At 67.0% G+C, this 14,638-nt stretch carries 8 protein-coding genes; 2 read left to right on the top strand and 6 right to left on the bottom strand.

What is annotated here, in order from left to right; translation table 11 throughout:
- Positions 1 to 29: 29 nt before the first annotated feature.
- Positions 30 to 806 carry a response regulator gene (locus AB4083_RS04960; RefSeq protein ID WP_167256172.1) on the bottom strand — a complete coding sequence of 259 codons (777 nt, stop codon included), beginning with the start codon at positions 804 to 806 and terminating at the stop codon, positions 30 to 32.
- Between the two features lie 199 nt (positions 807 to 1,005).
- On the opposite strand from AB4083_RS04960, the gene AB4083_RS04955 reads away from it, so the two are divergent.
- The gene (locus AB4083_RS04955) at positions 1,006 to 1,926 is read left to right on the top strand and encodes a LysR family transcriptional regulator (RefSeq protein ID WP_441606643.1); all 921 of its coding nucleotides are present in this window, start codon (positions 1,006 to 1,008) and stop codon (positions 1,924 to 1,926) included.
- Here the strand turns inward: AB4083_RS04955 and AB4083_RS04950 are convergent.
- Both AB4083_RS04950 and AB4083_RS04945 read right to left on the bottom strand, forming a co-directional pair.
- Positions 1,923 to 5,480 (bottom strand): two-component regulator propeller domain-containing protein, encoded by a 3,558-nt coding sequence (locus tag AB4083_RS04950; RefSeq protein ID WP_441606642.1) that lies wholly within the window; start codon positions 5,478 to 5,480, stop codon positions 1,923 to 1,925. The genes AB4083_RS04955 and AB4083_RS04950 overlap by 4 nt on opposite strands.
- Positions 5,481 to 5,658: 178 nt before the next feature.
- On the bottom strand, positions 5,659 to 8,700 hold the full coding sequence (locus AB4083_RS04945) for a TonB-dependent receptor domain-containing protein (protein ID WP_441606641.1): 3,042 nt from the start codon (positions 8,698 to 8,700) through the stop codon (positions 5,659 to 5,661).
- Between the two features lie 585 nt (positions 8,701 to 9,285).
- Here AB4083_RS04945 and AB4083_RS04940 point away from each other — a divergent pair.
- Positions 9,286 to 9,927, top strand: coding sequence for a TMEM175 family protein (locus AB4083_RS04940; protein ID WP_441606640.1), 642 nt, complete (start codon positions 9,286 to 9,288; stop codon positions 9,925 to 9,927).
- A gap of 77 nt (positions 9,928 to 10,004) precedes the next feature.
- On the opposite strand, the gene AB4083_RS04935 is transcribed toward AB4083_RS04940, so the two are convergent.
- The 3 genes from AB4083_RS04935 to AB4083_RS04925 all read right to left on the bottom strand — a co-directional run bounded on the left by AB4083_RS04935 (position 10,005) and on the right by AB4083_RS04925 (position 14,635).
- Entirely contained in the window at positions 10,005 to 11,375 is a 1,371-nt protein-coding gene (locus AB4083_RS04935; protein WP_441606639.1) for an FAD-containing oxidoreductase, read from the bottom strand.
- A gap of 111 nt (positions 11,376 to 11,486) precedes the next feature.
- Positions 11,487 to 12,305 carry a formate dehydrogenase accessory sulfurtransferase FdhD gene (gene fdhD, locus AB4083_RS04930; protein ID WP_441606638.1) on the bottom strand — a complete coding sequence of 273 codons (819 nt, stop codon included), beginning with the start codon at positions 12,303 to 12,305 and terminating at the stop codon, positions 11,487 to 11,489.
- Between the two features lie 5 nt (positions 12,306 to 12,310).
- Positions 12,311 to 14,635, bottom strand: coding sequence for an FdhF/YdeP family oxidoreductase (locus AB4083_RS04925; protein ID WP_441606637.1), 2,325 nt, complete (start codon positions 14,633 to 14,635; stop codon positions 12,311 to 12,313).
- Positions 14,636 to 14,638: the final 3 nt, after the last annotated feature.

Below are 14,638 nucleotides of genomic sequence, written 5' to 3'. Positions count from 1 at the left end.
CGCGTTGATGCTTGCGCGGCACGGTGGCCCTACTCGCTCGTCGCCAGCTCGTCGCTGTGGGACGCCTTGCGGAACTGGTTCGGCGTGACGCCCATGCGCTCGCGGAACGCGGTGATGAAGTTGCAGGAGCTGCGGAAGCCCACGCTCTCGGCGATGTCCTGCAGGCCCAGCGAGGTTTCCGTCAACAGCTCGCGCCCCTTGCGCAGGCGCTCCTCGCGGATCCAGGCGAACACGGTGGTGCCCATGTGCTGGCGGAAGATCGCCGACAGGCGCTTGTCGTGCGTGCCGACCTTGCGCGCGATCTCCTCCAGCGGCGGCAGCGCGGCCAACTGCTCGCGGATCAGCCGCACCGCGGCGCGCAGGGTGATCTCGTCGTGCGACAGAAAGCTCTCCGCATCCGCCGGCGCCGCCGCATGCGCGCGCGGCCCCAGCCGCAGGTGGATGCGCACGCGGGCCAGCACTTCGTCGGGGTGGCTGGGCTTGAGCACGTAGTCGACGCCGCCGTGGGTCAGGCCTTCGAGGCGTTCTTCCAGCGCACCGGCGGAACTCAGGAAAATCACCGGCACGTGCTGCGTGCGCGGCGCCTCCTTCAGCAGGCGGCAGGTGGCGAAGCCATCGAGCACCGGCATGCGCACGTCGAGCAGGATCAGGTCCGGCTGCAGCGCCATGGCGCGCTGGAAGCCCTGCCGCCCGTCGGTGGCCAGGGTCACCCGATAACCTTCGCCCCGCAGCAGTTGCTGCAGGTGGCGAAGTTCTTCCGGCGAATCGTCGATCACCAGGATGTGCGGTGACGCCTGCGCTGGCATGTTTCCCCCTGTCGGCGGCCGAGGCCGCTGCCAACCGCCCGTGGCCATCCAGCCGCACGAGCCTGGCGAGTATATAGCGGCTTTCGTTGCACCGTACGCCCGGGCAAAGCGGCGGTCCGCCCAGGCAAAGCCTGCCCCGCTTGCAGCCGCCTAAGCTGCGTCCGTCGCCACTCCGGCGCTGGCTTGCCGTACCCGCACCATGCAGCTGACCGACAATCTCAACGACCTCTACCTGCTGACCTGCGTGATCGAGGCCGGCGGATTCGCCGCCGCGGCGCGGCAGACCGGCATGACGCGTTCGCTGCTCAGCCGCCGCATCGTCGGGCTGGAGCAGCGCCTGGGCGCGCAGTTGCTGTTGCGCAACGCACGCCATTTCGCGGTGACCCCGCTGGGCAATGAGGTCTATCGCCATGCCTTGCTGATGTGCGAGTCGGCGGAGGCAGCCATCCATGCGGTGCAGGATGCCGCAGGCAATCCCGGCGGACGCGTGCGCATCGACGTGCCGGACCTGGCCGGCGACCTGCTGTCGCAGGCGCTGGTGGCGGTGTCGACGCAGCACGAGCGCCTGCATCTTTCGCTGAGCATGAACGGCGGCATCGAAGCCTTGCTGGCCCAGCGCGTGGACCTGGCGCTGCATATGGACGACAAGATGCCGGACCGCGGCGACATCGTCGCGCACAAGCTTTGTCACGTGCGGATGGTGACGGTGGGCAGCCCGCGGCTGTTCCGCCGGCTCGGTTCGCCAATGCACCCGGATCAATTGGAAGACCGGCACTGCCTGGGTTATCCGGCGGTCGGCGGCTCGCGCCACTGGACGCTGCGCGGCGTGCGCGTGCGCAAACCGGCCGCGACGCTGAGCGCGGGGCATTTGTCCACGCTGCTGGTGGCGGCGCGCGAAGGCGCCGGGGTGGCGCAGTTGCCGCTGTATGCCTGCGCGGAGGATCTGCGGGCGAACCGCCTGCAGCGCGTGTTCGAGGATTTCGAGCCGGAGCCGACGCCGGTGCATCTGCTGAGCCTGTCGGGGATGGCGCTGACGGCGGCGACGCGCGGGGTGGTGCAGAGTCTGCGCAAGCAGTTGGCGTTGGCAAGGTTGCCGGGAGTCACCACGGGGGAGCATTAGAGCCCCGACGGAATCTCGCCCGGCTGGATCTGTTGGGGTTCGCTGCGCTCACCCCAACCTACGCCAGGCGCTGCGAGCAGGTGGTCGATGCGCTCCAGCAGTTGCTTTCCGCTCGCGGGCTTGAGCAGTGCATCGTCGAATGCCAGCCCATCGTCCTTCTGTCGCGGCGGCAACGACGAATACAGCAGCACCCGCAGGCCAGGATGCTCGCGCCGCAGAGTCCGTAGCAAGGCCCACCCATCCATCCCCGGCATGAACTGATCCGTCACCACCAGCTCGACCGGCTGTTCGCGCAACGCTGCCAAGGCTTCCTCGCCGGATCCCGCCGGCATGCTCTCGAAGCCAAACCCATCCAGCAGATCGCACAGCATGTCGCGGCTCTGCGGATGATCGTCCACCACCAGGATGCGCCGCCCCGCGCCATCGATCTCTTCGCCACCCTCGGTGGACAGCGCCTGATCCAGCTCGCCCTCTTCGGCCAAAGCCACGTCCAGCACGAAACCGAAGCGGCTGCCGCCCCCCGGCGCGGCATCGATATTCAAGCGGCTGCCCATCCGCCCCAAAATCTGCGTGACGATCGCCAGGCCCAGGCCATAACCGTCGTAGTGGGTGGCATTGCCGCCGCGGGCGAACGGCTGCGCGAGGCGCTCGCGCTCGGACGGCTCGATGCCGATGCCGCTGTCTTCCACCACGACCTGCAATTGCACCCTGCCCTGCACGGATGGCGCGGCGGTGATCGCCAATTGAATGTAACCGTCGTCAGTGAACTTGGCGGCATTGCCGATCAGGTTGGCCAGCACCTGGCGCAGCCGGCGGAAATCCAGCTTGACCAGGGCCGGCAGGTCTTGCTCGTAACGGGTGACGAAGCGGTTGCCGCGCCGTTCCGCCAGCAGCGTCGCCTGTTCGGTCACACTGTGCAGGAAGGCATGCAGATAACCGGGCGCCTCGACCAGTTCCAGCTCGGTGAGTTCGTCGCGCGAGAACTCCAGCAGCTCGTCGATCAGGTCCAGCTGCTGCCGGGCGCTGCCTTCGATCAGCGCGGGGTAATCGCGCCGCCGCGCGCCCTGGCGCCACTGGCGCACGCTCTCGATGATGCCGGCCAGCGGCGAGCGCAGGTCGTGGCTGATGCGCGCCAGCAGCATGCCGCGTGCGCGCATGGCGTTCTGCAACTGTTCGGTGCGCACCGCCACCGCCTGCTCCAGGCGTTGCGCATGCTTGACCAGCACGCGCACGCGCCAGCGCCAGGCCAGCGCGATCGCCGCCAGCAACAGCAGGACGGCGCCGGCAAAAGCCGGCGTGCTGCGCCACCACGGCGGATTCAAGGTAAAGCCAAGGCTGATCGGCGCGGACAGACGGCGCTGGTTTTCGTCGATCGCCTGCAGTTCGAAACGATAGGTGCCTGGCGGCAATGCGGCGTAACGCACCTCCCGCACAGATGCCTCGACCCAGTCGTTGTCGATATCCGACAGGCGGTAGCGGAAGCGCACCGGACTGCCGGAACTGTTGCCAAGCACGGCGAAGCGCAACACCAGGGCGCCACCCACGCCGAAGTCGACGTCCGCCTGCTTGCCCGCCAGTTCATGCCCGTTGTAGAACGCCGAGACGAACCACGGATGCAGCTCGCGCGGCGCCAGCAGTTCGTCCGGCTTGAGCAGATGGGACAGGCCGATCGGCGTGCCGATCCATACCGAACCGTCCTCGTCGGCATGGAAGGCGCCGTGATTGGTTTCGTCCCACAGCAGGCCATCGCGTGAGGTGAGGCGCGTCCAGCGCTGCGCGTTCAGCACGTCCACGCCGCTGTTGCCGCCTACCCACAAACGGCCACGGCGATCGGCGCGCAGGAAGTAGACGCGCGAATCGGCCAGCAGCGGATCGTCCACCGGCGTGAGCGTCACGCTGTCCGCATCGCTGGCGGGGCCACCCAATAAACCCGGCTGCAATGAGCTGAGCCACAACTTGCCATCTGGCGTGACAGCCACATTCTCGTAGCCGCCCAGTGCTTCTTCGGGCGCAACCCGCACGTGCGCCCAGCGCCCGTTGCTGTAGCGGAACAAACCCGCCCGGCACGCGGCCCACAAGCGTCCCGCGCGGTCCTCCGCCAGATCCGAGCACATCGAGCTGGGAATCAGCTCCGGCGCCGCACGCTCCATCCGGCCGCTGGCGCCATCGATCGAATACAGGCCGCCGAGGGTGTAAGCCCAGAAGCGCCCGTGGCTGTCCAGGAAGGCGCCGCGCACCAGGAACGGCAAGGTGGCGATCACGCTGGTCTTGCGGGTGTCCGGCGCATAGCGCAACACGCGGCCGTCGAACAGGAAGTACCACACCGAGCCGTCCGCGGCGGACAGCACGGTGCGCGTCTGGTGCGGCGGCGCCACCGCGAGCGGCCACGGTTCGGCGTGGTCCTGCCCTGCACCGATCACGCTGCCGCCCCAGTCGTCGGCTACCCATACGGCGCCCGATGGCGCGCGGGCGATCGACCAGATCAGCGAACCGCTCAGCCCCTGCGCGGCCGTCCAGTTCTCCACCGCATCGCGGCCGCTCCAGTGCAGCAGGCCGCGGCCATAGGTGCCGATCCACAGCGTGCCGTCCTGATCGACGATCAGCGCCGACACGCCGACTTTCGGCAGGCCATCGTCGCTGCCGAACAAGCTCCAGCGCTGGCCATCCCAACGTGCCAGGCCGGTCGAGCTGCGGGTCAGCACGCGGCCTTCGTGGTCTTGCGCGATATCGATACTGGAAGCGGCTACGTCGGCGCTGTTGCCGGGCATGTCGCGCGCGGCGAACCGTTCGCTGCCAGGTGCCAGCATGCGCACCGCGTGGATGCCGCGCACCCACAGGCTGCCATCGCGCGCGGCGAGGAAGCCCAGCCATTTGTCGGCCGGCACGCCGGCGTCGGGGCCGTAGCGCTGCAGTTGTCCGTTGCGCAGGCTGCATAGCTCGGCACCGCAACCGAACCAGGTGCTGCCATTGCGATGAAACACCGCGCTGACCTTGTCCAGTCCGGGAAAGGCCTGCCGTTGCGCTTCGCTGAAAGGCACGCTCACTTTCCAGTGGTTCGCGCCGTCGGGACTGAGCAGCAACAAACGATTGCCGCTGACCAGCCACATGCCGCCGGCATCGTCGGCCGCCATGGTCTGGCCGCGATCGGCCAGCAGCGGCTTGCCGCCGGGACGCACCCAGCCGAAGCGGCCGTTCTCGCGCAGCTGCAGGCCCGCGCGCGAGCCGACCCACAGGCGTCCGCCCACGTCCTCGTCGAAGCTGATCACCTCGGAAACCTGGAAGCCCTGCTCCGCGCCGACCTGGCTGAAGGCCATGCCGTCGAAGCGGTACAAACCCTTCTCCGTGCCGACCCACACGAAGCCTTCGCGGTCCTGGTAGATGCGCACCACCGAGAGGCTGGTCAGGCCGCTGCCCTGGTCGTACAGGGTGAGCGGGAGTTGCGCTGCATGCGCCACGAGTTGGCATGCCAACAGGCACAAGGCGAGCACGAGCAGGCATGCGCGCCGGCAGGCACGTCGATGCGAAATCAGCGACTCGCCCCTGGTAAGAGTCACGGATGTAGCCTTTGGTGAGTGCTGCACAGGTGCAACGGAGTGACGGCCCGGAGCGCAAGCCCTTGCTCCGTGGCCGGCGGAGTATAGGAGCTAGTTCTCGCGGGGACAGCCCCCGTCAGTCACTGGAGTCCGACTGCGCCACCCTCTCGTCATCCCGGCGCAGGCCGGGATGACGAAGTCAGTAGTCGTAACTCACGCTCAAGCGCACATAACGCGGGTCTTCCCGATACAGCGCCGTGCCGAACAAGGGATTCGGCGAATACGGCGCCTGCTCGGAGTTCGGCTGCAGGAAGGTCGGGCGCTGCTCGTTGAAGACATTGAACACGTTGGCGCTGAAGGCCAGCCGCTTGGCCGCGAACAGCGGGCGATAAGTCACGCCCAGGTCGAGCTGGTGCAACCAGGGCAGGCGGCCGTGGCTGCCCGGCGGCGACGGCTTGCCGTCGCAATAGTGATAGGCATTGCCATAGCCGACCGGGTCGGTGTGGTCGGGCCCGTAGTAGCCCAGGCAGATGCGCGGATTGCCGGACTGCACGCTGAGATTGCCGGAGACCTGCCACTCCTGCGTCAGCTGGTAGTAGCCGTAGAGCTTCAGCACGTGGGTGTGGTCGTTGTTCTGCGGCCCGTTGGTGTGCTCCATGATGGCGTAGTTGTCCCAGTCCTCGCTGGCCGAGGCACCGCCCTGCAGCAGGTCCGAGCGCACCTGGCCCTCGGTATTGCCGTAGCTGCGCGAAAACACGTAGTCGAGCTTGCCGTACCAGGTGCCGTCGAACGGATGCTCGAGGAAGGTTTCCAGGCTGTAGTAGCGGCGCTTCAGGCGGTCGAAGCCCAGCTCCGCATTGCTCATGGGAACACCGACCAGGTGCCCGTCGGTGGTGACCAGGTTGAAGGTGTTGGCACGGCCGGGATTGATCAGATAACAACTGTTGCTGGAGGCGATGCTGTAGCCCAGCGCCTGCGCCTTGTCCAGGACCCGGTTGATGTCGCAGAAGTCGTCGATCGCATTGCGCAGGACGCGCTGGGTCAGCTTGGCGCCGTAGACCCAGGCGGAGCCGGCAGTCCGGGTGAAGCCGAGGATGAATTCGTCCTGGTTCTCCGCCTTGATGTTCTGCGCGGTCACCGTGCGCGGGTCCGGTGGAATGCCGAAGGAGTTATTCGCCGACACCGGATTGGACATCACGGTCAGCCCGGTGGGCGTGCCATCCGCGGCGATGCCGCCGTAGGTGTAGTACTGCTGCGTGCCCACATAGCCGGCCGCCGCGCCGGTGGCCGGATTGAGCGGCATGCTCAGGTAGTAGCGGCCCACGTTGCCATACACCTTGAAGCTGGAATCGCCGTTGACGTCCCAGCTGAAACCGAGCCGCGGCGCCCATTGCGGCTTGGTCTGGGTGATGAAGGCCGCGCCGCTGGGGTTGTAGTCGGTGAACTGGTCGTTGCGCAGGCCCAGCGAAAGCAACCAGCGATCGCTGACCTGCCATTTGTCCTCGACGTATTGCGCACGCTGCATCGAGCGCACGCTCACCGCGTTGTTGGCGACATTCTTCTGTACGTAGTAACCGCCCTGCCCGTTCGGGAAATTCGCCGGCGCCGATACGCCCAGGCCCGAGACCAGCGGCAGGTTCGGCGTATTGGTATGGCCGTACTGCCAGGTATAGCCCGGTCCGGAATTGCGGTTGCCCTGGTTGAGCGCCTCCGAGCGCTGATTGTCGATACCGGCGCTGAGCATGTGGTCGCCCAGGTGATAGCTGATATCCAGGCGCGTATTGGTGCTCTTGTTGCCGCGGGCCGGATCGTAGAGCGTGGAAACAGTCTGGTTGTTGCCGTGCGGTGCGCCGCCATTGAGCGCCGGATTCTGGTTGGTGATGCCGCTGACGTAGGTCAGGTCGCCGTTGTAACTGCCGGGCACGTCGTAGTCGCGGGTCTTCATCTCGCCGTACATCGCGCTCAGCGTGAGGTTGTCGGTGAGATAGCCGGTGTACTTGGCCACGTGGAGATCGCCGCCGACCTTGGTGTTGTCGTCGGCATTGATCAGTGCGCCCTGGCGGCGCCCGTTGTAATCGTAGCGGTAGACCGAACCGCTGCCGTTGCGCTTGTCCGAGGCGCCGGTCAGTTCGAGGATATGGTTTTCGCTGATATTCCAATCCAGCTTGCCGTACCAGCGCGGGCTGTCGTAGCGATAGGTCTGGTAAGGCTTGCTGTTGTCGACCGCGTTGACGTTGGCGCCCTGCTGCCGCTCGAACTCACCGGCCAGGAAGAAGAACAGCTTGTCCTTGACCAGCGGACCGCCGGCGTAGGCGCTGACCGTGGTGGTCCAGACCTTGTTGCCGCTCTTGGGGTCGTACAGGCGCCCCGCCACCGGCGACGATGGCGTGCCGTTGGCGTAGTAAAGGTCGGTGTAATCGCTGCGCGTCGAGGCAGGTTCCCACAACACCTGGGCGCCGACATGCCAGGCATTGCTGCCGCGCTTGCCCACCTGGTTGATCACACCGCCATCGGAGCGCCCGTATTGCGCGCTATAGCCGCCGGTAAAGACTTCCTGCTGGTCGATCGCACCATACGGCAGCGTGATGCCGCCGTGGCCGTTGAGCGGATCGGTGGTGTTGAAACCGTTGATGTAATACGCGTTCTCGGTTGCGGCCGAACCACCGAAGCTCACCAGCGGCTTACCGGTGGCGGTGGTGAAGTTGGCGCTGTTGCGGTTGACGCCAGGTGCCAGCAGCGCGGCCGCTTCGGCGGAGCGGACCAGGGGCAGCCTGGCGAGTTGTTCGGCGGTGATGACGGTGCGCGAGTCGACGCTGGTGACGTCGATCGCCGGCAGCGCATTGCCGACCACGGTAACCGCACCGAGGTTGGTGGCCTGCTTGCCACCGGCTGCGCCACCCATGAAGGACACGTCGGTGCCCGCGCCGACCTGCAGCGCAACCTGATTGCGCGAGTCGACCGTCTGACCAGCACGGCGCAGCGACACCGTGTACGTGCCCAGCGGCAACTGCGCGGCGACATAGCGGCCGCGCGCATCCACGCCCACCTCGCGCTTGAAGCCATTGGCGTTTTCGATCAGCACCGTTTCGCCGCCGCTGGCGGCGACCTGGCCGAAGATCGTTCCGGTGGTCGACTGGGCGAAGGCCCCGCCGGAGGCCATCGAACCGATGGCAAGTGCAAGAACCAGGGCATGCCTGGACCAAGCGGGCTTGAACGGCAGGCGCTGCGTCGCTTCGATCATCTTTCATCCCCATCGCTGGCTTGGGCCTATGGACGAGATGAACGCGCCGGGTGACGGCGCGACGGCAAGCAAGTGCGCGAAGGAAGCGATGCACCTGTAGCCCGAGACCGGCCGGCAATCCCTTACATGGATCGATCTAAATCCCGCCCCCTATAAAACCCGAAGGAACGGGTCCGTTCGGGTTCGCGGCAAACTTGCATTGGCGTCAGGCGATTGTCAACCGTTTCGTGCGCAAGCGATCGGACATTTAGACGTCTGAATGATGTCGATGAATGGCCTGCACTTTTTCTTCACAACGATGCGTGCTTGCCCGTGTCAAACACTCGCCCCTTCGCTGCCAGCCCCCTCTCCCCACCGGGGAGAGGGTTGGGGTGAGGGGCCGGGCGGAGTGGTGAGCCAAGGATCGTTACGGCCTCAAAAGCCTCGCCTCGCTCTGTAGCAACGTTATCGCGAGCGCCGGCACCTCATCCGGCTGCCGCCACCTTCCTCTCCCCGCAAGGGCGAAGGATTTGGCGACGCAACACCTTACGACCACCCCACCCACTAGTGCATCATTACGGCATCAACCTTGGGGGAAGGTCCAACGTGGAAGCCAATCATCAGTTGCCCGTGCGGGAGCACCACGTGCACCAGCGTCATTTCGACCGCCTGGTGATGCTGTCCGACGGCGTATTCGCCATCGCCCTCACCCTGTCGGCGGTGGAATTGAAGCCCGAGGAAGCCGCCGGCGCGCACGGCCTGTTCGCGCAATGGGCCACGCCGCTGCTGATCTACTTCCTCAGCTTCTTCATCGTCGGCGGCGTGTGGATGCAGCACCGGCGCGTGCTCACCCATCTGCGCCACGTGGACACGCCGATGACCCTGCTCACCCTGGCGGTGCTCAGCGTGGTGTCGCTGATGCCGGTGGTGATCCGGGTCCTGCTGACCGCGGCCGGCAGCGAATCCAACGAGGGCATGCTGGTCTACTCGCTGGCCCTGATGACCAACTACCTGTGCCTCGCCGCCTCCTGGGGCTACGCCTCCTTTATCGGCAAGCTGGCGCCGGACGTGCCCGCGCCGCGGGCCTGGAGCTGGCTGCTGCGGGACCTGTTCGTCGCGATACTGTTCGGTGCGGTGGCGTTGTTCAGCGCGCACATGAAGGTCACCGCGGTGCTGCTGTGCCTGGCCGGCGTGGCCTTGCGTTTCGTTTCCGGGACGCTGGCCCGGCGGGCCGACGCAATCGCGTAGTTTGAGGGGACGTAGCGAACCCTAACGTGTCGTCATAGTGCGAGGTTCGTTGGGGTTCGCCGTTGGCTCACCCCAACCTACGTCAGGCTTTGCAGCGTCGTGGGCAGCAGTTCGGCCACGGTGGGGTGGATGTGCACTGCCTCGGCGACCGTCGTGTATGGCGCCTTGGCGTACATCGTATCCAGCAGGCAATGAATCGCCTCGTCGCCATTGATGCCGAAGATCGCCGCGCCCAGCAATTCCTTGCTGGCGCCATCGACCACCACTTTCATGAAGCCCAGCGTCTCGCCGCGCTCGACCGCCCGCCCCACCCGCGTCATCGGCCGCGTGCCGACCAGTATCTGGCGGCCCGACTTGCGCGCCTCCTGCTCGCTCATGCCGATGCGTGCCAGCGGCGGATCGGTGAACAGGCTATAGGCCTGGATGCGCTCGGAGATGCGGCGCCGGCCCTGGCCCAGCACGGCATCGGCGACGATCTCGTAATCGTTGTACGAGGTATGCGTAAACGCGCCCTTGCCGTTGCAGTCGCCCATCGCCCAGATATGCGGCACGTTGCTGCGGCCGTGGTCGTCCACCTTGATGTTGCCGCGCTCGTCCATGGCCACGCCGGCCTGGTCCAAGCCCAGGTCGTCCGTATTCGGTTGGCGGCCGACCGCCAGCAGCAGATGCGTGCCCACCGCCTGCTCGCATAGCTGATTGCCGCGCGCCTTGATCTTTATCGCGCCGGCCGTGCCTTTCAGCGCGATGCACTCCGCGCCCAGATGCACGGTAATGCCCTCGTCGCGCAGCATCGCCAGCACCGCGTCCGCCACATCGGCATCCTCGCGCGGCAGGAAGCGCTCGGACCGCTCGACGATGGTCACCTTCGAACCGAAGCGCCGGAACATCTGCCCGAACTCCAGGCCGATATAGCTGCCGCCGACGATCAGCAGATGCTCCGGCAGTTCGCGCAGTTCCATCATGCCGGTGTTGGTCAGGAAGGGAACGTCGCGAATGCCCGGGAAATCCGGCACCGCGGCGCGGCCGCCGACGTTGATGAAGAACGACTCCGCCTCGATCAGCTCGTCGCCCATGCGCAAGCGCCGGGGCGATTCGAAACGCGCATGCCCTTCGAGCAAGCTGACCTGGGGCATGCCGCGCAACCATTGCTCGACCCCGTTGCGCGCCTTGCCGGAAATGCCCTGCGTGCGCTCCCACACGCGCTGCATGTCGACCTTCGCGCCATCGCTGCCCAGCACGCCGTACTCATGCGCGCGCCCGGCCATATGCGCGACGTACGCACTCGCCACCATCGCCTTGGTCGGGATGCAACCGGTGTTGACGCAGGTACCGCCGACCAGCTTGCGCTCGATCACCGCCACGCGCTTACCGGCTTTGCCCAACTGCTCGGCCAGTGGTGGACCGGCCTGGCCGGCACCGATCACGACGGCATCGAAACGCTGAATCATGGCAAGTTCCTCGCGGGCATGGCGGCAAGCGGCGATCATCGCCTGCCGGCGTTCAACGATCGGTGTACGGGCCTGCTGCGTGCGGAATGGCGCTGAGGGTGGGACGGGCGATCACGACCGCGGCACGTCCACGATGTCGCTCAAGCGTTGCGGATGGCTGTAGACCACGTGCCGCCCGGGCCGCACGAAACCGGTCAGGGTCAGCTGGCAGGACTGCGCCAGGGTCACCGCCAGCGCCGTCGGCGCGGAAATCGCAGCCAGCACGCCCACGCCGAGGCTGGCCGCCTTGGTGACCATCTCGTAGCTGGCCCGGCTGGTGACCAGCACGAAGCCGCCGCGCAGGTCGACGCCGCCGCGGCTGAGCGCGCCCAGCAATTTGTCCAGCGCGTTGTGGCGGCCGACGTCTTCGCGCACGTGCAGGATGTCGCCTGCCGGCGAGGCCCATGCAGCCGCATGCACCGCGCCGGTCTGGCTGTTGAGCTGCTGGTGCGGCGAGAGCGCTTCGAGCGCGCGTTCCAGTGCGTGCGGTTCCAGCAGCGGACCGTCCGGCACCCGCGCCAGCGGCCGCAGCACGTCTTCCAGGTGGCGGCTGCCGCACAATCCGCAACCGCTGCGTCCCGGCAGCAGGCGGGCCGAGTCTTCGTCCACGCCTTCCACCTCGGGCGCGTCGACGTCCACCACATAGCCTTCCAGTTGTTCGTGGATGGCGACACCGCGGATATCGTCCGCACGCGCCACCCGCCCTTCGGTCAGCGAGAAGCCGTACGCAAAGTCCTCCAGATCGGCCGGCGTGGCCATCATCACCGCGAAGGATTCGCCGTTGTAGCGCAACTCCACCGGCGCCTCTTCGGCCAGCCAGTCCTCACCCTGCCGCAGGTCGTTGCCCTGGTGCACGATCACGGCGCGGCGCGCGAGTCCGGAGCGCTGCATGCGGGTCAGGCCTCCGGCCCGGCCGGCACCGATGAGGCAGACAGCCGCACCGGAATCGATTTGTAGCCCGGCGTACCCGAGCGCGCATCGTGTTCGTCCAGCGCCAGCAGGCCATTGCCCTCCGGGAAATACATCGCTACCGAACCGCGCGCGATGCCGAACGGCACCGCCACGAAACCGCGCACCGCGCGTCCGTTCGGCGTGCCGTCCGCGCGGCTGGCTTCCACATCGATGCGGTCGCCTTCGCGCAGGCCGCGTTCGGCGAGGTCCTCCGGATGCACGAAGACCACGTCGCGCCGTCCGGCGATGCCGCGGTAGCGGTCGTTGTAGCCGTAGATGGTGGTGTTGTACTGGTCGTGCGAGCGCACCGTGGCCAGCTTCAGCAGATCGCGCGCGGCCGGCACATCCTCCTCCAGCCCCTTGGCCAACATGAAACGCGCCTTGCCGTTCGGCGTATTCCAGCGGCGCAGCGCGGCGGCGTTCTCCAGATGGAAGCCACCCGGTTGGCGCACCCGCTCGTTGTAGTTGGCGAAGATCGGGAACACCGCCTCGATGCCGTCGCGGATGTGGTCGTAGTCGGCCACCATGCCTTCCCAATCCACCTTGGACTGCGGCAGCGTGGCGCGCGCGAGCAGCGCGACGATCGCCGGCTCCGAACGCAGATGCTCCGAGGCCGGCCGCAGCCGGCCTTGCGAGGCATGCACCATCGACATCGAGTCCTCCACCGTCACCGACTGCGGGCCGGCAGTTTGCATATCGATCTCGGTGCGGCCCAGGCACGGCAGCACGAAAGCTTCGCGCGCGGGAATCAGATGCGAGCGATTGAGCTTGGTGGCCACGTGCACCACCAGGTCGAGCTTGCGCATCGCCGGAAAGGTCGCCTGCGGATCGGACATCGCCACCGCCAGGTTGCCGCCCAGGCACAGCAGCGCCTTGGAGCGTCCTTCGCCGATCGCCTTGACCGCGGCGACCGCATCATGGCCATGCGCAGTCGGCGGCTCGAAACCGTAGACGCGGCGGATGCCATCCAGCAAGGCGGCATTGGGTTTTTCGGTAATGCCCACCGTGCGGTCGCCCTGCACGTTGGAGTGGCCGCGCAACGGGCAGATGCCGGCGCCGGGCTTGCCGATATTCCCGCGCAGCAGCAGCAGGTTCACCAGCTGCTGCACGTTCTCCACGCCATGGCGGTGCTGGGTGATGCCCATGCCGTAGCAGAAGATCACCTTCTCGGCGGCGGCATAGATGCCGGCCGCGACTTCGATCTCGGCGCGGCTCAGGCCGGAGGCACTCTCGATGCTCTCCCACGACGTGGCCTGCACGTCGGCCTGCAGTGCCTCCAGGCCGGTGGTGTGTCCGGCGATGAAGGCGCGATCCAGCAGGCCCGTGCCGCCACCGGCAAGATCGGCGGCATCAGCCTCGAACAGCCACTTCATCATGCCTTTCATGGTGGCGATGTCGCCGCCGATCTTCGGCTTGAAATAGGTGCTGGCGATCGGCACCGAGCGGCCGGTCAGCATCTCGGCCGGATCCTGCGGCGAGGTGAAGCGTTCCAGGCCGCGCTCGGGCATCGGGTTCAGCACCACGATCGGCACGCCGCGCAGCGAAACCTCGCGCAGCGTGCCGAGCATGCGCGGATGGTTGGTGCCGGGGTTGTGGCCGATGCAGAACACCGCATCGGCCTGTTCGAAATCCTCCAGCTGCACCGTGCCCTTGCCCACGCCGATCTGCTCGGGCAGGCCCACGCTGGATGCTTCGTGGCACATGTTCGAGCAGTCGGGGAAGTTGTTGCAGCCGTATTCGCGCGCAAACAGCTGATACAGGAACGCCGCCTCGTTGGAGGCGCGGCCGGAGGCGTAGAACTCCGCCATGGCCGGATCGGGCAGCGCGCGCAGGGCAGCGCCGATGCGCGTGGCGGCTTCGTCCCAGGAGACCGCGACGTATTTGTCCTGCGCCGCGTCGTACGCCATCGGGTGGGTCAGGCGGCCCTGGTCTTCCAGCGCGTGGTCGGTCCACGCCCACAGTTCGGACAGCGTGTGCTGCGCGAAGAACTCCGGCGTGGTGCGCTTGGAGGTCGCCTCCCAGCTCACCGCCTTGGCGCCGTTCTCGCAGAACTCGAACGACGAGGTATGCCGCGGATCGGGCCAGGCGCAACCGGGACAATCGAAGCCGAGCGGCTTGTTGACCCGCTGCAGCGCCTCGACCGAGCGCGCCACCGCCATCTGCTCGCGGATCGCCTTGGCCACCGCGCGCAGGGCGCCCCAGCCGCCGGCGGGGCCGTCGTAGGGCTGGATGCTTTTTTCGAGGTCGAGGTCTTTCGATTGCGTGCTCATGAA

It is taken from the genome of Dyella sp. 2RAB6, assembly GCF_052115385.1.
In the GTDB taxonomy this organism is placed as follows: Bacteria; Pseudomonadota; Gammaproteobacteria; order Xanthomonadales; family Rhodanobacteraceae; genus Dyella_D.
This window is presented reverse-complemented; position numbering and strand designations above follow the sequence as displayed.

Excerpts from the sequence above, each read along its gene's own strand:
- AB4083_RS04960 (WP_167256172.1), bottom strand. The coding sequence starts at position 806 with ATGCCAGCGCAGGCGTCACCGCACATCCTGGTGATCGACGATTCGCCG.
- AB4083_RS04955 (WP_441606643.1), top strand. The coding sequence starts at position 1,006 with ATGCAGCTGACCGACAATCTCAACGACCTCTACCTGCTGACCTGCGTG.
- AB4083_RS04945 (WP_441606641.1), bottom strand. The coding sequence starts at position 8,700 with ATGATCGAAGCGACGCAGCGCCTGCCGTTCAAGCCCGCTTGGTCCAGG.
- AB4083_RS04935 (WP_441606639.1), bottom strand. The coding sequence starts at position 11,375 with ATGATTCAGCGTTTCGATGCCGTCGTGATCGGTGCCGGCCAGGCCGGT.
- fdhD (WP_441606638.1), bottom strand. The coding sequence starts at position 12,305 with ATGCAGCGCTCCGGACTCGCGCGCCGCGCCGTGATCGTGCACCAGGGC.
- AB4083_RS04925 (WP_441606637.1), bottom strand. The coding sequence starts at position 14,635 with ATGAGCACGCAATCGAAAGACCTCGACCTCGAAAAAAGCATCCAGCCC.